The organism is Bacillus sp. GC_Bacil_1 (assembly GCF_026540675.1).
Taxonomy (GTDB): domain Bacteria; phylum Bacillota; class Bacilli; order Bacillales; family Bacillaceae_G; genus Bacillus_A; species Bacillus_A cereus.
The window spans coordinates 111,298-131,227 of record NZ_JALNUG010000010.1; the positions used below are offsets into that span (position 1 = coordinate 111,298).

Genomic DNA, 19,930 nt, shown 5'->3' on the forward strand with positions numbered 1-19,930 from the left:
TCCCCCTTTCTTCTTACAGTACAGATTCTTTTTTCTTTAATACAACATCTGTTAAGCAATCAATAAATGCGTCCGATGCATTTGGCATTTCTGGACGATAATATTTCGCGCCAATTTCATCCGTTACAACTTTACACTCAAAGTCGTTGTCATATAAAACTTCTAAATGTTCCGCAACAAATCCAACTGGTGCATATACGAATGAAGTATAACCGTGCTTTTCATTTAGTTCTCTCGTTAAATCTTGTACATCTGGACCAATCCAAGGATCTGGTGTGTTTCCTGCACTTTGCCAGCCTACCGCATAGTTTGCTACTTCAGCGCCACGCGCGATGTAATCAGCTGTTTCATTTAATTGATCTGGATATGGATCGCCCATTGCAATAATTTTCTCTGGTAGGCTGTGTGCAGATACGATTAGTACTGCTTTTTCACGCTCTGCGTCTGACATGCCGTTATATATACCTTTCACTGCATCGACCCAGTACTGGATGAATTTCGGCTCTTTATACCAGCTATCAATACGGTGAATTGTTAAGTTTCCAAGTTTCTCAGCTTCTTCTTGTGCTCGTCCAACGTATGATTTCACGCTAAAAGTAGAATAGTGAGGTGCAAGAACAAGTGCGATTGCATCTTGTATTCCGTCGTTATGCATATCTTTCACCGCATCTTCAATAAACGGTTCAATATGTTTTAAGCCAAGATACATATGGTACTCTACTTCATCTTGTACTTCATTTAAACGCTTCTCTAACTTCTTAGCTTGCTCTAATGTAATAGTAGCTAAAGGAGAAATACCACCAATTGCACGGTAACGCTCTGTTAAATCTTCCAGCATTTCAGGACTTGGCTTTCTTCCTCTACGAATATGTGTATAGTAACGTTCAATATCTTCTTCTTTATATGGCGTTCCGTATGCCATTACAAGCAAACCAATTTTCTTTTTCATACAGCAATTCTCCTTTACTTCGCTAACTGCCCTTTAGAGTATTCATGAATAAATGTAGTTAAACGTTTTAATGTATCTGGATTTACTTCTGGGAATACACCGTGACCTAAGTTAAAGATATAACCCGGCTGTTCCATCCCTTGATCTAAAATACCTTTTACATGTTCTTCAATAACAGACCATGGCGCAAGTAAGAATGAAGGGTCCATATTACCTTGTACCGCCTTATGAACGCCACGTGCACGTGCTTCTTCAATCGGTAAGCGCCAGTCTAAGCCGACTACATCAAGCGGTAAGTCGTGCCACTCATTCACTAAGTGTGCAGCTCCTACGCCGTGCATAATCATCGGTACACCCATCTTACGAACTTCTGCAAAAATACGCTCCATTGCTGGTTTAATAAATACGCGATAATCTGCTACATTTACTGTTCCAACCCAAGAATCGAAAATTTGAACTGCTTTTGCTCCTGCATTAATTTGCGCCTTTAAATATGTAATAACCATATCTGCTAGTTTATCCATTAAAGCGAACCAAGCTTTTGGCTCTGCATACATGAACGCTTTCGTATTATGGTAGTTACGAGATGGACCGCCTTCAATCATATAGCTCGCTAATGTAAATGGAGCTCCTGAAAAACCGATTAACGGTACGTCTAACATTTCTGTCGTTAATAAACGAATTGTATCTAGTATGTACGGTACGTCATCTTCTGGATTGATTTCCCCTAGTTTTTCTACGTCTTGTAAAGAACGGATTGGATTATCAATAACTGGGCCAATACCTGATTTAATTTCTACATCCACACCAATTGCAGGTAGTGGTGACATAATATCTTTATAAAGAATTGCTGCGTCTACGTTATATTGATCAACCGGCAATTTTGTAACGTAAGCACATAACTCTGGATTGTGTGTAATTTCAAATAAAGAATACTTTTCTTTAATCTTTCTATATTCCGGCTGTGAACGACCTGCTTGACGCATATACCATGCTGGTACATAATCGGTACGTTCCCCCCTACATGCTTTTAAAAATGTCTCATTTATAGTTCTTACCAAGACCCTTGCTCCCTTCCTTACCAATGCTTCGAATACGTTCGATATTTATCTTTTTTTACTATACAGCTTGTAAAAACAAAATGCATAATATTATGTACGTTGTTCATTAAATTGACACAAACACTCTTAAAAACGCTTACTATTTTCACAACATTCTTATTATAACACAGAGAAAAACTATGGTTTAGCTACTTTCGACTTTTCTCCTTCGCGATTCGTTTGTGTATTATATGGTACAACGTAAAAGCTCGGTTTTGAAAATATGTTAACGAACTTTTCCTCATATTCTCCAGCACCGTTTACAGTGCTAACATGCGTATGAATTCCGTTCTCCACTCTATAGATTCGGTACATAATTCTGTTATCTGGAAGTGGCGTCCAGCTTAATTTTGTTTTAAATAAACCGAAAGGACTAAATGATAGTTTCATTTTTACATCTTCAATTCTTCGTAGCCGAATCGGAGCACCGATTGTTTCCACACCTTCAGGTTTCATAAACTTCTCTTTATGCTCTACATTAGCCTTCGTTAAAATTTTCTTAAATAATTTTGTCGCAGATGCACTTTCTCCTTGCAACTGATGCTCCTTATCCGTACGGTCATAACCAATCCAAACAGCGCCTACTAAGTTCGGTGTATAGCCGACGAACCACATATCTCTTGCTCCCTTATCGTCATTTGGCAATGAAGTTGTACCTGTTTTCCCAGCTAACGCACCGTTATATACACCAACTCTCGCTGTTCCTTCCTTCACAACTCCTTCTAACATTTTCGTCATATACCATGCTGTCTGCTTCGAGAAGATTTTCGTCTCTACTTTTGGCGATTCCCCAATGATTGCACCGTGTCTATTTAATACTTTATCAATAACGTGCGGCTCAATAATATTTCCATTTGCTAAAAATGAACGATACATTTTTACAAGATCAAATGTTGAAACGCCATTTTTCAATCCGCCAAGCGCTGTACTTAAACCAGCATCTGCAATATGGACATTTCCTTTTTCTAAATACTGCTTTCCTTCTTCTACCCCTAACTCATTTAATAAAGAAACTGCTGGTACGTTTGCCGACTCTAAAATCGCATCATACATCGTCATTTCTTTTGAATACTCATGATTATAATTTCGAGGTTCATACCCTTCAAAAGAATTTCTTTCATTTGTTAATAAAGAATACGGATTATACTTTTTCGTTTCTAGTGCCGGTGCATAGACGATAAGTGGTTTTAAAACAGATCCGGGCTGCCTTTTGGCAAAAACACGATTAAATCCTCTCGGGACGTACTTTCTTCCCCCAATCGCCGCTTTAATCCCTCCCGTACGATTATCCATTAATAAAAATGCACCTTGAGTCCCCTCTTCTTTCCCAGGAAAATTCCTTGCATCTTGAAACTGGTTATACGCTACCTTTTGAATTTTTTCATCCATAGGTACGACAAACGTATATCCTCCACGAAGTACTTCTTGATGAGACAACCCGTATAAACGAGCGGCTTCATCTATGACCATATCAATATACGGCATATATGCAAGCTCATTCTCATCTAAGTTTTTATAAAGAGCAATTGTCTTTCCTTGATAGCGAACGCTTTCTTCGGCAGTCAAATAGCCTTGTTTATGCATAAGTGACAACACGAGATCGCGGCGTTCCTTACTCTTCTCTGCAGAGTAGTACGGTGAATATCCGTTTGGTGACTTCGGAAGGCCTGCAAGCATTGCCCCTTCCTCTACCGTTAAATCCTCAACATTTTTATTAAAATACAACTTTGCTGCCGCTTGAATACCGTAAGCCCCATGACCAAAATAAATATGATTCATATACATTTCAAGAATTTGTTGCTTCGTATATTTTTGCTCTAATTGAAGAGAGATTGCGACTTCCTTCAATTTGCGCGTAAATGTTTTTTCACGAGTTAAAAAGACATTTTTAGCGAGTTGCTGCGTAATGGTACTACCGCCCTCTACCTTTTCTCCAGCTAACGTATCTTTATAAAGAGCCCGGAATATAGACGGATAATCAATTCCTTGGTGCTCATAAAAACGAGAATCTTCCACCGCAACAAACGCTTGCTGCACATACTTCGGAATTTGCTCGACTGGTACGAGTTCCCTATTTTCTACGTATAATTTCGTAATTTCTTTTCCTTTCTGGTCAACAATACGTGATGAAGAGTGGAAAACGAGCTGCTTTTCATCCATCATATAGCCACCAGCTAACACGATAAGTTTATAGAGTACAATTGCTACTACAAACGTTGCGACGCCGCCTAATAAAGTCCACTTTACTTTCTTCATACATCGTCCTTCTTTCCAAATGATGGTACATTTATTATTTGAAAAAGAAGTATCTTTATGTATATAATCTTCGAAGTTTTTTAAGAGAGTTGATATAATAGAAACAAACTATTAAGGGGGCATTAAAGTGAAGGCTATTATTTCATACGAAACACCTCTAGAACAATCACATTTCACTGCAAAAAATGATGAGAAAAATATGTTTTATAAAGAAAATACAGAAGAATCTGTAGAAGGCTCACTTCAGTATGACGTACTAGATGCTGTCGGTGAATTTAAAGGACAATCTGGCTATATCGTTTGTAACAACATTTCTGTCACAGACGAAGGTCGCCCAGTATTTGAAAACCGCTTTAAAAACCGCGCAGGCCTTATTGAAAACGAACCAGGATTCCAAGCGATCCGTGTTCTACGCCCATTAAGTAACGATACATATGTCATCTTAACGATGTGGGAAACAGAGCAAAACTTTAAAGACTGGACAGAATCACGTTCATTCGAAAATGCTCATAAAAAACGCCCTGCACAAGCAGAAGGACAAGCACAGGCACAGGCGCATCCACATGCCGAACAGCAAAAGAGTATTTTCTCTCGTCCTTCTTTTGTGACTACTTTTGATGTGTTAGTTTAATTAAAAAGTGATAAAACACTGACAGTACGTGAAATTATATTAACGATTTTTCGAATATATCTATCATATCTTTGAATATATCAACGATTTTTTCAATTTATCTATCACATCTTGAAATATATCAACGATTCGACTAAAGATATACATTTAATAACAAAAAGGAAACACCATTACACACCGGTGTTTCCTTTTTCTTTGTACCAATTATATATACGAAGTGTGTCCTCTTTTCGCATGTGCTTCACTTTATAACGATGCCCCGCTACCGATACGACAGCTGTACATAACTCGTCTTTCTTTTGAAAATACGATTGATTGTACCCCACTGCTTGAACATGTCTTCTACGCATGATTCCTGTATATTTCGCAAGACCTCTGTATACCATTGTTAATTGGTTTTCTTTCATCATATAACCGCCGCTAGTATAACGAGCGTATGCGAGTATTGTAAATGCGATACATAGCGGGATAAGAGTGAACAATGCAATATACTGTTTAAAATATATACTTGCACCGGCAATTGGCACAGCGAGCACAGCACTTGTAATCCAGCCCATGATGATGTAACGGCGCAATGCCGCTTTCGGTAAATGAACGATTTCCTCCTCCATTTCATACGGCAACTGTAAATATGCGAGTAACTGCTGCACATTTTTTTTCTTCATAAAAGGATGTAGCATCACTTCATTCCCAGCGGATTCTATACTTTGAATGACTTCTACTTCGACAGAACAATACCCGATAGGCTGGCGAAGTATTCCTTCTTTCACAGTAATTGCTTGAATGCGGTGTAATTTTAACACAAACTCTTTCTTATCAAATAACCCTTGTACGATTCGAATTTCATTTCCGTTTCGCTCAATTTTAAAGTTTGCATATTTTAACGCATAGCCCGCTGTTGAAATAATCCAAGAAATTGCCATTAAAATTGCGGCCATAACGATTAATTCATATACACCGTTATCCATCACATACGCTTCCACTTTATTGATGAGCCATTCTGGTAGAAATTGATTAAACTCTGTGTAAAGGATTACTAACATAGAAAACACTAATCCAAATCTACCAGATGTAATAGATGCGAATAAAATTTCTTTCGCTGTTAACTGATAAACTGTCTTACTACCTTCTCCCGCAGGCACCTCTTCAGCCACAACGCTTCTTTCTTTATGTAATAAAGCAATTAGTCCCTTCGCTTCATCTTCTTTAATACCAGCTAACATCACTTCTGGCTCACTACCGCCGCCTGCAACTTCTATATTTAATTTTGTAAGTCCAAGTATTTGATAAATGATGTTAGAAGATGTACTAACATTTTGCACACGTTCTTTATTTAAGTAGCTTTCTTTCTTAACAAACACACCATGCTTTATATGTAAAATATTATTTTCAACCCAATACACCTTGAAATACCATTTTATAGCTGAGAAAATAGCCATAATAAATAATAAGGCCAAGAGAACAAGATGAAATAAATACCAAGGTTCCACTTCACCATCTGAGCGAAATAGAACAAGCAAAATAAAAGGCAACAAACTCGCAACCCTAATACCTAACAATATCGTGATCGGATGTTGCCTCTTATACATCCTCATCACTCACTTTCGCAAGTTCTCCAATTTGTCTTTTCAGCTGTTCTGCTTCTTCTTTCATTAAACCTGGGATACTATGAGAAGTTGCGGCTGTTGAAATGTGTAATTCTGCTAAATTATACTTTCTCATAATCGGCCCTTGCTCAATCGTTACGTGCTGCACACGGATCATCGGAATAAGTACGCGTTTTACAACGAACATTCCCTTTTGAGTCTCAATCTCTTCTTCATTTAATCTGTAACTATAATAGCGCTGACGTAAATTTGGAAACACAAAATAATCAAGTGGAATAAATATAATAGCTCCTGTTACTAATAGTCCAAACAACCAGCCCCACCAGTTAAAGTTAATCATAAAAAAGAAATACGCAATTACGACTGTTAGTATAACTGCCGCCCCAATTAAAGCGTGAATCCTCCACACTTTCAGCATATTAGAATGAATCTCCCTTTCTAACGGCTGCATCTCATCACTCCAATTCTAGGAATTTATTACTTATATATTATCAAAAAATAAGGTTTTATATACAATTTTGTAAATTTATAGTCAAATATAAATAGTTGAATCAAAAGCATGTTAAAAAACATACCTCAGTTTTTAAAATTACATATTATAAATATGAATTATATTGAACCAAATAAACCCTGCATGATTCATGCAAGGTTTATCGTTTTATACACAATATATTTCATTATTGTTGAGATATACTAGCATCGCTTTCAATTCGCTTTTCCTTTTGGCTCAGTTTTTTATCTTTAGATTTTTTTAATGTTAAAGTCATGCCAATAAAAATAAAAAGAATTCCTGTTATTTGCATTAAAGTTGGACGGAATCCAGTAAGTACAGTATCTAATAATATTGCCACTGCCGGATCTAAAAAAACTAATATTGAGATTGTTTTTGTAGATAAATGGCGTAAACTATCAAAAAACAGATAATACACTATCCCTGTGTGAATAAAACCAGTAGCTATAATATATGTCCAATTACTTTGAGTGAGGCCACTAAAAGCATCTAAATCTATAAATGGTATTAAAAGAAATATCCCCAAGAATGTTTGTAAAAATGTCATTGCATACGCACTCATTTTGTTAATCCCTTTACCAAATAAAGTTGTAAATGCATAAAAGAGAGCTGCAAGAAATCCCCATATCATACCTGAAGACATTAATGAACCGAAAGAGAAGCTTCCATCGATACCAGCAATTAATAAAGCTCCCACAAAACACACAACTATTGAAATGATAGATATTAATGTTAATTTTTCTTTAAAGACGATACTTCCAATTAACAGTACAATTACTGGTGCAAGATGATAAACTGAGATAGCAATTGTAACTGACATATTTTCAAAGGCTTTAAATAAGAAAACCCAATTAAATACTAAGAAAAAGCCACATATTAAAACTTGAATAACTTCTTTTCGTTCCCATTTATCTTGTTTATATTGCCCTGTAAGCAGCCAGCATACACTTAAAAATATTGTCGCAAAAATACACCTTACAAACACTAATTCAAACGAAGGTAAGTTTGTTTGAACAGAAAAAAATCCAACTGATCCAAAGATAACCATTGATGCTATCATCTTTAAGGCCGGTACCGTTTTCTCTTGCTTAAAACTTTTTTGAAGCAAATTAATTCCCCTCCAATAAAAACTCGGTTTATAGTGAGAAAAACACCAGCCTAAAAAAGGACAGGTGCTTTTCCTCAAAAACACTCAATTACAAATTTTTCCCTGCAGTCCAACCACCATCAATTACAAAATTAGAACCAGTAATAAAGCGGGCCTGATCAGAAATCAAGTAATCAATACATGAAACAATATCCTGCGGCAACCCCCAAGTATCTAAAGATTGATTACTTTTTATCATAGACATCAAGGCTTTATTACTAAAGTATTCTTCTGTAAGTTCAGTTCTAATAACACCGGGAGAAATACTATTTACTCTTATATTTTGCTTCCCAAATTCCATAGCCATCTGTTTAGTCAATCCGATTAAGGCATGCTTTGATGCCACATAAGCAGCTCGCTCTGGTTCAGCCATTAATCCAGAAACCGATGCTATATTCACAATACAACCTTTTATTTTCGATTCACACCATCGCTTAGCTACTTCCCTAGAAAGGATAAATGGGGCTACTAAATTTACATCAATTACTTTTTTAAACATATCATCGGATAAATGTAAAACAGGTGTTATCTCTCGAATACCAGCTGCATTTATTAATATATCAGGAGAAAGCTTTTCTAAATCTAATTGAGTAAAAAGATTATGAATCGCTTCGCTATTACTTAAATCAATTTGCACTACTTTCAAAGGCATATCTGTTTTCATATAATCTATTAAGTTATTATTATTAATATCAAGCGCTATTACATGAAATGATTTTTCTAAAAAGTATTTTATACAAGCATGACCTATACCGCTATTGGCTCCAGAAATCATAATTATTTTATTCTCTCTCATTTTGTCTCCTTATAAGAAAATGTTACTAATAAAATATCACGAAAAGCCTCCGTACTACATTCTGTTCCAAGTGGCGTTACGGCATGGAAGACCTTTTGTCCAAATACTAAAGTTTCTAACGGCTCCTTCAAACTTATAAACTGATTAATTTCCCGAGGAGAATTAGCTATTAAATTATCTCCACCAATAGCTGTATTACTTAAATTCATAAGGTGTAAAAACACTACTGGTTCATCATCTTTATGTAACCAAATAGGTGAACTAAAAGATGGTCTTTCTTTAGTAGCTTTATATCTTACTTGATGTAAACCTATAATTAAGTCTTTACTTGTATCTATTATATTTGTTTTAAATGCAAATTCAGTATCGAAACGCACCATATTTTGAATTAAAGGATTACATAAAAAGCTATCATTTATGCTATTAAACTGTCTAACTTTCCCGCCATCATCATAGTTATATTCTTTAGATTGGAAGTAATCATTACTATTATCTAAAATATAATCTGGTGAATCAACATACTTTATATACCTTGAATAAGATCTAGCACGGCATTCACCGTACGCATCATCTTCCAAATTATAATAATCTAACTGTGCTTGTGTTAATAAGCGATGATTCTCTTCCTCTTGTAAAAAGATTTCATTTGAGATTTCAAGAAACCCTTTAGATTCAAATTCATGTACCTTTTCTTCTATGCTAAAGCCACTCATTTTACTAAGAACAAACGTCATTATAAAAACCTCCACACTATTGTATTTTTCTTTCTCACCCTATGTTAGAAATGCAATAAGTAACCGAGATTCTTGCTTAATAAAATTAAAAATTATGATATTCAATTAATACACCAAATGAAATATATGTAATCCATTAAAACTATTTCTTAAGCCATATTATATATCCTTTTGGACATTATTTCTAATTATCTGAAGATTTATCAACATTAGTCTTAATATTCGGAACTAAAGAAATAACTTTTTCAGGAAGATAAAACTGCGAGTATTGCAATTATTTATGTATATAACTTTTTTTAAAATTATATTTTAAATATAGCTAGTTTTTTATAATTTTTTTGATATAATTACATACGGGAAACGGGAAGAATTTTGTCTTCCCATGTGTTTTTATTTGCATCTAGTTCTTTTGCTAGATGCTTTTTTTATGCTAAAAAAGGTATCCTCAAATACTTTGAGGATACCTTTTCACCTTTATTATCTCTGCTGTTTTCTACCTAATACGAGTAACCCAAAACTCATCATTACAAGAAGTGCTCCCATATATGGTTCCACAGGCATTTTCTGCCCTGTCTTCGGTAATTCTTTTTCAGGCTTTTCTGGATTCGGTGTTCCAGGTATCTCTGGATCTGGTGTTCCAGGCTTTTCTGGATTCGGTGTTCCAGGTATCTCTGGATCTGGTGTTTCTGGACCTGGTGGTGCTAAATGATTCAATTTGTTTAATACTTCTAATTGAACTGCATTTATCATTCCATTTGTAATTTCAAATGGAATTGGATTAGTTAATTTTTCATATCCTTTTGGTGCTTCTACTTCTACTAGTGTGTAGTTACCTACAGATAGATCTGCGATTTTTGCCTTTCCATCTTTATCTGTTGTTACTTTCACTACCACTTTTCCCTTGTCATCATGAACTTCAAACACAGCTCCTGATAAGACTTCCTTGCTTTCAGCGGCCATTTTTGTAATCTCCACTGAACCTTTGTCTAACTTTTCATTCTCTACTTTCAATGATAAGACTTTTGTCATACCTTTTTTAATTTCGAATGATACTGGTTCCGTTAACTTCTTATAACCTGGTAAGCTCTTCGTCTCTACTAATTTGTATTTTCCTACTGATAGATCTGAAACGTTTGCTTTTCCTTCTTTATCTGTCGTTACTTCTGTTACTACTTTGCCTTGCTCATCTTGTACTTCGAAGACTACGCCTTCTAATACTTTTTGGCTATCTTTATCTACTTTTGTTACTTCTACATTTCCCTTGTCTAACATTTCATTTTCTACTGTTAAAGCAAGAGATTTTGTCATGCCTTTTTCAATTTGGAAAGTAATCGGATCTACCAATTGCTTATATCCTTTTGGTGCTTTTACTTCTACTAACTTGTATGTGCCAACTGATAAATTAGTAACTTGTGCTTGTCCTTTTTTATCTGTCGTTATTTTAGCGACTACTTGTCCTGCTGCATCTTGAATTTCAAAGACTGCATCAGCTAAAGCATCTTTATTTTCTTTATCTACTTTTGTAATTTCTATATTTCCTGTATCCACTAATTCATTTTCTACAGTCAATTGTAATGCTGTAACTCTACCTTTTTCAATTTCGAATGAAACTGGCTTTTCTAGTGGCTTGTATCCTGCCGGTGTTTCTACTTCTACTAACTCATACTTTCCAATAGATAAATCTGAAACGTTTGCTTTTCCTTCTTTATCCGTTGTTACTTTTGCAACTACTTTTCCTTTTGAGTCACGTACTTCAAATACAACATTTTCTAATCGAGCTTTACTGTCTTTATCTATTTTTGTGATTTCTACATTCCCCGTATCTACCATTTCATTTTCTACAGTGAACGTTAAAGATTTTGTCATACCTTTTTTAATTTCAAATGGTACAGGCTTTTCTAATTTTTTGTAGCCTGGTAAACTATCTACTTCTACTAGCTTGTACTTTCCTACTGATAAATCTGAAACTGTTGCTTTTCCAGCTTTATCTGTCGTTACTTTCGTTACTACCTTGCCTTTGTCGTCTTGAACTTCAAAGACTACACCTGCTAACGGTGCCTTATTATCTTTATCTATTTTTGTAATTTCTACATTTCCCGTATCTACCATTTCATTTTCTATTTTTAATGATAGAACTTCTGTCATTCCTTTTTTGATTTCAAACGATACTGGTTCTGTTAATTTTTTGTAACCTGGTAAGCTTTCTTTCTCTACTAATTTGTACTTTCCTACAGATAAGTCTGAGATTTTTGCTTTACCATTTTTATCTGTTTTTACTTCCGTTACTACTTTGCCTTGCTCATCTTGTACTTCGAAGACTACGCCTGCTAATACTTTTTGACTATCTTTATCTACTTTTGTGATTTCTACTGAACCTTTGTCTAACTGTTCATTCTCTACTTTTAATGATAAGACTTCTGTCATACCCTTTTTAATTTCGAATGATACTGGCTCTGTTAATTTTTTGTAGCCTGGTAAATTCTCTACTTCTACTAGTTTGTAACTTCCTACAGATAGATCTGAAATTTTTACTTTTCCTTCTTTATCTGTTGTTACTTTCGTTACTACTTTGCCTTTTTCATCTTGCACTTCGAATGTTACGCCTTCTAATGCCTTCTGGCTGTCTTTGTCCACTTTTGTAATTTCTAATGAACCTTTATCTAACTGTTCATTCTCTACTTTTAGTGATAAGACTTCTGTCATGCCTTTTTTAATTTCAAACGATACTGGTTTTGCTAATTTTTTATATCCTGGTAAGCTTTCTACCTCTACTAGCTTATATTTCCCTACTGATAAATCGGAAACGTTTGCTTTTCCTTCTTTATCTGTCGTTACTTTTGTTACTACTTTATCTTTTTCATCTTGCACTTCGAATGTTACGCCCGCTAATACTGCGCCACTTTCTTTGTCCACTTTTGTAATCTCTACTGAACCTTTATCTAACTGTTCGTTCTCTACTTTCAATGATAAAACTTTCGTCATACCTTTTTTGATTTCGAATGATACTGGTTCTATTAATTTTTTGTAACCTGGTAAGCTCTTCGTCTCTACTAATTTGTATTTTCCTACTGATAGATCTGAAACGTTTGCTTTTCCATCTTTATCTGTCGTTACTTCTGTTACTACTTTGCCTTTGTCGTCTTGAACTTCGAAGACTACGCCTTCTAATACTTTTTGACTATCTTTATCTACTTTTGTTACTTCCACATTTCCCTTGTCTAACATTTCGTTTTCTACTGTTAAAGCAAGAGATTTTGTCATGCCTTTTTCAATTTGGAAAGTAATCGGATCTACCAATTGCTTATATCCTTTTGGTGCTTTTACTTCTACTAACTTGTATGTGCCGACTGATAAATTAGTAACTTGTGCTTGTCCTTTTTTATCTGTCGTTATTTTAGCGACTACTTGTCCTGCTGCATCTTGAATCTCAAATACTGCATCAGCTAAAGCATCTTTATTTTCTTTATCTACTTTTGTAATTTCTACATTTCCTGTATCCACTAATTCATTTTCTACTGTTAGCTTTAGCGCTGTTACTCTACCCTTTTCAATTTCGAATGAAACTGGCTTTTCTAGTGGTTTGTATCCTGCCGGTGTTTCTACTTCCACCAACTCATACTTCCCAATAGGTAAATCTGAAACGTTTGCTTTTCCTTCTTTATCCGTCGTTACTTTCGCAACTACTTTTCCTTTTGAATCACGTACTTCAAATACAACATTTTCTAATGGAGCTTTACTATCTTTATCTATTTTTGTTATCTCTACATTCCCTGTATCCACCATTTCATTTTCTACTTTTAATGATAGAACCTCGGTCATGCCTTTTTTGATTTCAAATGATACTGGTTTTTCTAGCTTTTTATAACCAGGTAAACTTTCTACCTCTACTAATTCATACTTTCCTACAGGTAAATCTGAAACATTTGCTTTTCCATCTTTATCTGTTACTACTTTTGTAACTTCATTCCCCTTTTCATCTTGGACGATGAATGTTACTCCCGCTAACGGTGCTTTATTATCTTTATCTATCTTTGTTATCTCTACATTTCCCGTATCTACCATTTCATTTTCTATTTTTAATGATAGAACTTCAGTCATGCCTTTTTTAATTTCAAATAATACTGGATCTGTTAGTTTCTTATAGCCTGGTAAACTTTCTTTCTCTACTAATTTGTACTTTCCTACTGATAGATCTGAGATTTTTGCTTTACCATCTTTATCTGTTTTTACTTCCTTTACTACTGTTCCAGCTTCATCTTGCACTTCAAAGACTACGCCTTTTAATGCTTTTTTGTTGTCTTTATCTACTTTTGTAATTTCTACTGAACCTTTATCTAACTGTTCATTTTCTACTTTCAATGATAGGACTGTTATCATACCTTTTGTAATTTCGAATGATACTGGTTCTGTTAGCTTTTTGTAGCCAGGTAAACTTTTCGTCTCTACTAATTTGTACTTTCCTACTGATAAATCTGAGATTTTTGCTTTACCATCTTTATCTGTTTTTACTTCTGTTACTACTTTTCCTTGCTCATCTTGCACTTCGAAGACTACGCCTTCTAATACTTTTTGACTATCTTTATCTATTTTTGTAATTTCTACTGAGCCTTTGTCTAACTGCTCATTTTCTACTTTTATTATTAAAGCTTTTGTCATACCTTTTGTAATTTCAAATCGTACTGGTTCTGCTAGATTTTTGTAACCTGGTAAGCTTTTCGTCTCTACTAATTTGTACTTTCCTACTGATAGATCTGAAACGTTTGCTTTTCCATCTTTATCTGTTACTACTTTTCTTACTACGTCATCTTTCTCATCTTGGACTTCAAATTCGACACCGGCTAATACTGCCCCGTTTTCTTTGTCCACTTTTGTAATTTCTATATTACCTTTGTCTACCATTGCATTTTCCACTTGTATTGGGAATATGCCGTCCCCTGTTACATTTACTTCGAACTCTGTTTCTTTTAATTGGTAGCCTTCAGGTGCTTTTGTTTCTTTTAAAATATATTTTCCTGGTGCTAACGGTTTAGAGATTGCCTTACCATCTTTATCTGTAACAATATGTTCGACTACTACACCGTCTTTTACTATATCAAACTCTGCATTTGCTAATGGTTTTTCACCATTTTCCGAATCAATTTTCTTTACTTCAATTTGACCCTTTTGCATAGTATTTTTAATTTCAATTGTTTTTGTTTCTCCAGCTTGAAGTGTAACCTCTACTGGGCTTGTTAATTTTTGATATCCTTCTGGTGCTACTGTTTCATAAACTTTATACGTCCCAGGAGCTAAAGTTTGAGGTACTGAAAAACCTTTTTCGTCCGTTTTCAGTTTTACAACAACTTCATTTGCACTATTTCGAACTTCAAATTCGGCACCTTTTAACCCTTTGTTCGGATTCTCAGAATCTATTTTATGAAGCGATACTGTACCATCTTTTGGAGCTTCAGGCGGCGTAATAGTTACTTCTTTTGATGTTAATGTTTTATCATCAAAATGTAATTCCGCTTTATTAGGAATCTTCTTATCTACGTAAGAAGATAAGTCTGCATTATTTTTAATTTTCGCCTTAATACTAAGGTTAATTATCTGGTCTTCATATGACTTATAGTCAAAACTCTCACCAAATGTAAATGTTACTTCACTTCTTTGTTTATCTATATTTAACGTTCCTTTAGAAGTAATATCTTGGCCATTTTGATCATACACCTTTGCCTCTAATACTTCTAAAATATCTTCTAAATCATCACTAATTACCATAGATGTGTATTTAGGAGGATCGTTCGGTATATGTGTACCAACTTGGTATTGAATAACTTGATCCATTCGTGTTAACTGCTCATTCTCTACAAGCTTGCCATTCTCATCAACTATATTTTTTTCAATGCTAGGTGGATTATTGTCACCTGAACCGGATCCTCCCCCACCACTTACAAATACTTGTCCTACTTTTTCTTCAGTTTTAATATTTTTACCTTCTAATTTCACAGTATTTTTATGAGGCTTCGCAGCAGGATTTGTAACCTTTGTTTTATATCTTAAAATATAGCCTTTTGAACTGTCTGGAAACTCAATTGTAAATCCAGTCTTCGTTGCATTTATTTTAATGTTAGATAAATCTGCTGGCTTAATATTTGTTGGTGCATAACCATCTTCAAATACAGCCTCTTCTAATACTACGCTGTCTGTAATTAACTCATGCCCAGGTCCTAATGTATCTGTTAATTTAAGATCTTGCATTTCTGTTCCAGTTGCATTTACATATACAAGCCAATCAGCAATCGAAGGATCTTCTTGATTATAAGAACCCCATTTCAATAGATTATCTGTATTGGGCTGTGGCTTCGGTCTCTCTGTCGTATTACTTACATTTACTTCTTTATTAACGATTTGACCATCAACGTTAAATTCTAATGGAATTTCTTTAACACCATCATATGCTTCTAAACCAAAGTAGAATTCTACGAATAAAGAACCTTTAATGTTATTCTTTCCTTCTACGTAATCACCCATAGTACACGTTAATAGACCCTTTTTCATCTCACATGTACCAACTGTTTTTCCTTCAGCATCTTTTAAAGGAAAATTCATATTCATAAGGTCTTTTCGAAACTCTTTTGGCATATCAATTGTGAATTGATCTCCACTTTTTATTTTTTCTTTAGCTGACCACTTCACTTCTACTTTCATACCATCTGAGGCTTGATACGGTTCAGATGTCGTGCCATCAGTACGGGAAATATTAATTTCGTCCACTGGACTTTTCATCACAGCAGCTTGAATAACTGGAGCCCACACATTCAGCACTGAAAATAATACTAGAAAAACTAATGAAACCATTGAAATATGCCTTTTAGTACTTTTCATTTGCATAGTTCCCTCCTATTTTTTATATTTATATAACAAAAAAAGACCGTCCGGTTGCATCAAAAATGTGCAACCAGACGATCTTAGTAACCAATATGTATTACCGTAGACTCTAAGCTTTGCGGCCTATCCTTTCGAATAGTGTGCTAAAAATATCTTTTATTCTTTTTTTGTTTCATTTTCCTCTTAAACCAAATATTACTATACCGTCTGGACGGTTATAATTCAATACTCTATAAAATTGTTCTATTTTTCTAATAAAAAAAACAATTCACCACTACATTAAAGAAGCAACGGTGAATTATTTTCACATTATATAGTTCATATATTCTATTTATATGAATTTCCAATAAGAGCTTGAATCACTTTTTCTCTTAACTCGGGGCTTAGTCTTCCAACCCCTAAATATTCCGAATACCATAATCCATCTGCTGCTAATCTAATAATTGTTGCACAAACTGAATCTATCTCATCATTTTCTATATTCTTTTGCAGTTGCTGAAATGATTGTTGTAATGGCTCAAGTAATTCAGGTTTTAACATGAATGCTGCCATCATACTACTAGATAACTCTTCTGTTCTTCTCTCATTATTTAATCTTTCCTCTACAAAAGAGCGAACCCATCTCCCTTTCTTCTCTGCGTCTTCCGCTACTTTATTGTAAATGGCTCCCTCATAATCCTCTACCCCTCTGACTATCATACCTTCTATTAAAGCTTCTTTATTTGAAAAGTGATACAATAATCCACCTTTACTTACACCCGCCTCTTTTGCCACTGCTTCTAAGGTTAATTTAGCAACCCCTTTACATTGCACAATTTGAGAAGCGGCCGCCAAAATCTTTTGCCGCGTTATGCTTATACTCATTCCTTTTTAAAACCCCATTTCTACTAAATTTATATAAATACGAATCTTATTTTTAATATTGTTGATTACTACTAAGTATTTTCTTTATACAACAAAAGCTTCATTACCTTTGAATTTTTAGTTACTTATTCTATTAAAAATTTCCATATCATTCAATATGATAACATTAAACACACAAAGCTGACTATACATCTATACTTTTGTATTTATTGAAAATATATCCATAAACACGAAATGTATAAAAATTGATTATCCTTATACATCTAATCTATAATTTAAAGAGGTTTATATTTTCATAAAAATAAAGTGAAATTTTATAAGGATGATTCCATTGAAAAAATTTTCTATTAGTTATTTAATATGCTTATTGTTTTTTTCTATCATTGTGAATGTTTTACAGTATACAAGCGTTCCAAATTATGCGGATTCATGGGGGCCGATTTGGGTATCTATTATTATGCTTTCAATTCTTGGAAGTATTCCTGTTCTTATCGGTTGTTTAATAGGCGAATTTTGTTATAGAAAAATAAAAGGAAGTCACGAATTAAAAATCGGTATTCCTTTATTTATAGTGTTAGGTATTTCCTACAATCATTTCTTCTTTATGTTGTTTAACGACCGATATTTTCTATCCTTTAATTTAGAAGCCTTTTTGGAAACAGGCCTACCTATTACGTTATCATCTTTATTATTTTACCTTATAAGACGCCGTTAATTCTTTCATCATTACATAAAAAAATGTTATTACTCTTGTTACATCGAGTAATAACATTTTTATTTAAATCTATTTAACTAATTTGCTTCCAACTAGTATCCTTCACATCTTCGCTAGTCGGCTTTCTAACTGATTTCACAAAACATTCCTCGCAAGCACCAAATGCAATGAAGTTTTTCTGTGCTTGTCTTAACGAGACTTCATTTGCCCCGCCTTCAAAGTCAGGATCGTTAAACTGTACCTCATCATCTTCCCAGTAACATATATTACAAATTTCATATGTACCTGGTGGTTCTTCTTCTATTGTTCTATACCCGCAGCACGGACATGTATATTTCATTCTGTTACTCCATTATTCATTTCTTTTTTCTCCCATATATTCCGGCCCATAAAGAATGTAACAGCGCAAATCATAGTTATTACCATGAAAGTAGTATTAGAATCCTCATATGTAGTTGGAATTCCAATCGTTACAGAAACAATACTAAAAGCTAAAAGTAAATATAATAATAAAGATAGAATATAGCTTAGTTTAAATCGTAAAATGATACCTCTAAACAATAGCTCACCAAGTAGACAGCCACCTAAAATGATAGGTACTCCGAAATATAATGTAAGGACTCCCATTTGCGCAGTAGATTGAATTATCTTACCGATTATGTTCGGCGAAACCAGCTCACTATTGTTTCCCATCCTATCATATAAATCAAGTGCCGTTACTGAAATAAAGAAACTTAATATAGAAAACGAATACGGTATTAAAAATTTGCTCACTCTCATTCACCTCACTTTTTTTGTTTCACATATATTATTCATTACTTTCACAAAAAAATAGCCCTCTATGCTAAAACATAGAGGGCATAATTTTTATATAAAAACCTATACCTTATCCTGAAATCCCCCCTAAACAGAACATCTAAACTATCTGTGCCCTATATTCTTTAGGGGATAGGTGGTTATTAGAAAGTAGTGCCTTCTTTTTTATAATATTCTTTTGAAATCTCTTCATAAAATGCGGCTGATGTCGCGTAGAAATACGGTGCTAACCATAAGAAACCGATTCCTATAGTAAGAATACTTAATATGAACCAGCCTAAGAAACTTAAGCATAGTAAAAAGTAATCCATTTTATGTCCATTCATCATATGACGACTCTCAGTAATCGCTTGATTCGCTGTATATTCTGGATGATCATTCAAAATAAAATATGTCATAGAATAAGAAAATGATTTAATAATACCTGGAATAATAAGAAGTAATGTCCATAGAGTCAAGTATACATACATTAGTAAATATGTTAAAAACGACTTCATCAACTTACTTCCATCGCTAAACCATCTAAATATATGACCAATGCGAGCATCAGTCCCACGAATTGCATTTAAAACAAGATAATAGGCACCTATTGTTAATGGACCAATAACAAGCATTACTATAATACTTACTGTAAGTGAATCACTTGCCTCTTCCCAACCCCAAAATATCGAGAAAATACCTGTTGTTAGCATTTCAACAGCTCCAATAAGGATTCCAATTAATAAAGTTGCCCCTACCGCTAATCCCCATCTTCCTTTTAATGCATCAAGTGCTTCTCTTTTCAACTGACTTATCATATATAACCTCCTAATACTATTTGTATTTTAGTATACCATTTATATCAAAAATTCCACATATTTTCCTAAAACAGAAGCATACTCCTTTTTGCATACGTATTGATACATGTGTGCTGTAGTTGTACTAATATATGGAT

Annotated in this window: 15 protein-coding genes and 1 riboswitch; of the genes, 2 read left to right on the plus strand and 13 right to left on the minus strand. The window is 34.2% G+C overall.

The features are described 5' to 3' along the window. Positions 1 to 13 precede the first annotated feature (13 nt). From hemH to OXT04_RS16755, 3 genes are all read right to left on the minus strand, one after another. Complete coding sequence (gene hemH, locus OXT04_RS16745) at positions 14 to 949, minus strand: ferrochelatase (protein ID WP_267416084.1); 936 nt, start codon at positions 947 to 949, stop codon at positions 14 to 16. 14 nt (positions 950 to 963) lie between these two features. After that, positions 964 to 2,010: a uroporphyrinogen decarboxylase gene (gene hemE, locus OXT04_RS16750; RefSeq protein WP_000252604.1), complete on the minus strand. Its 1,047-nt coding sequence runs from the start codon at positions 2,008 to 2,010 to the stop codon at positions 964 to 966. A gap of 177 nt (positions 2,011 to 2,187) precedes the next feature. Continuing rightward, positions 2,188 to 4,305, minus strand: coding sequence for a transglycosylase domain-containing protein (locus tag OXT04_RS16755; protein WP_267416087.1), 2,118 nt, complete (start codon positions 4,303 to 4,305; stop codon positions 2,188 to 2,190). Between the two features lie 127 nt (positions 4,306 to 4,432). Here OXT04_RS16755 and hmoB point away from each other — a divergent pair, with 127 nt between their 5' ends. After that, positions 4,433 to 4,936, plus strand: a complete 504-nt coding sequence (gene hmoB, locus OXT04_RS16760) for a heme-degrading monooxygenase HmoB (RefSeq protein ID WP_000644096.1) — start codon at positions 4,433 to 4,435, stop codon at positions 4,934 to 4,936. Positions 4,937 to 5,106: 170 nt separating this feature from the next. On the opposite strand, the gene OXT04_RS16765 is transcribed toward hmoB, so the two are convergent. The 7 genes from OXT04_RS16765 to OXT04_RS16795 form a co-directional block, all read right to left on the minus strand. After that, a complete protein-coding gene (locus OXT04_RS16765; protein WP_061660098.1) occupies positions 5,107 to 6,525 on the minus strand; it encodes a PH domain-containing protein in 1,419 nt (472 codons plus the stop codon). Next, the gene (locus OXT04_RS16770) at positions 6,518 to 6,994 is read right to left on the minus strand and encodes a PH domain-containing protein (protein ID WP_267416092.1); all 477 of its coding nucleotides are present in this window, start codon (positions 6,992 to 6,994) and stop codon (positions 6,518 to 6,520) included. The genes OXT04_RS16765 and OXT04_RS16770 overlap by 8 nt, the downstream gene beginning before the upstream one ends. A 226-nt stretch (positions 6,995 to 7,220) precedes the next feature. Next, on the minus strand, positions 7,221 to 8,162 hold the full coding sequence (locus OXT04_RS16775; protein ID WP_000939632.1) for a DMT family transporter: 942 nt from the start codon (positions 8,160 to 8,162) through the stop codon (positions 7,221 to 7,223). An 88-nt stretch (positions 8,163 to 8,250) separates the two neighbouring features. Beyond that, the gene (locus OXT04_RS16780; RefSeq protein ID WP_001208939.1) at positions 8,251 to 8,997 is read right to left on the minus strand and encodes an SDR family NAD(P)-dependent oxidoreductase; all 747 of its coding nucleotides are present in this window, start codon (positions 8,995 to 8,997) and stop codon (positions 8,251 to 8,253) included. Continuing rightward, positions 8,994 to 9,731 (minus strand): 2OG-Fe dioxygenase family protein, encoded by a 738-nt coding sequence (locus OXT04_RS16785; protein ID WP_023521378.1) that lies wholly within the window; start codon positions 9,729 to 9,731, stop codon positions 8,994 to 8,996. Before OXT04_RS16785 ends, OXT04_RS16780 begins: the two co-directional genes overlap by 4 nt. A gap of 477 nt (positions 9,732 to 10,208) precedes the next feature. Next, a complete protein-coding gene (locus OXT04_RS16790) occupies positions 10,209 to 16,604 on the minus strand; it encodes a SpaA isopeptide-forming pilin-related protein (RefSeq protein ID WP_267416095.1) in 6,396 nt (2,131 codons plus the stop codon). 59 nt (positions 16,605 to 16,663) lie between these two features. Beyond that, positions 16,664 to 16,756: riboswitch (cyclic di-GMP riboswitch) on the minus strand. A 172-nt stretch (positions 16,757 to 16,928) separates the two neighbouring features. After that, a complete protein-coding gene (locus tag OXT04_RS16795; RefSeq protein WP_065223818.1) occupies positions 16,929 to 17,465 on the minus strand; it encodes a TetR/AcrR family transcriptional regulator in 537 nt (178 codons plus the stop codon). Positions 17,466 to 17,796: 331 nt separating this feature from the next. Here OXT04_RS16795 and OXT04_RS16800 point away from each other — a divergent pair, with 331 nt between their 5' ends. Then, positions 17,797 to 18,180 carry a hypothetical protein gene (locus OXT04_RS16800; RefSeq protein ID WP_000714567.1) on the plus strand — a complete coding sequence of 128 codons (384 nt, stop codon included), beginning with the start codon at positions 17,797 to 17,799 and terminating at the stop codon, positions 18,178 to 18,180. Between the two features lie 73 nt (positions 18,181 to 18,253). Here OXT04_RS16800 and OXT04_RS16805 read toward each other — a convergent pair whose 3' ends face one another. The 3 genes from OXT04_RS16805 to OXT04_RS16815 form a co-directional block, all read right to left on the minus strand. Beyond that, positions 18,254 to 18,520 (minus strand): CPCC family cysteine-rich protein, encoded by a 267-nt coding sequence (locus tag OXT04_RS16805; protein ID WP_000877837.1) that lies wholly within the window; start codon positions 18,518 to 18,520, stop codon positions 18,254 to 18,256. Continuing rightward, the gene (locus OXT04_RS16810) at positions 18,517 to 18,960 is read right to left on the minus strand and encodes a hypothetical protein (RefSeq protein WP_078400421.1); all 444 of its coding nucleotides are present in this window, start codon (positions 18,958 to 18,960) and stop codon (positions 18,517 to 18,519) included. Before OXT04_RS16810 ends, OXT04_RS16805 begins: the two co-directional genes overlap by 4 nt. A gap of 179 nt (positions 18,961 to 19,139) precedes the next feature. After that, positions 19,140 to 19,793, minus strand: coding sequence for a DUF975 family protein (locus tag OXT04_RS16815; protein WP_000625399.1), 654 nt, complete (start codon positions 19,791 to 19,793; stop codon positions 19,140 to 19,142). Positions 19,794 to 19,930: the final 137 nt, after the last annotated feature.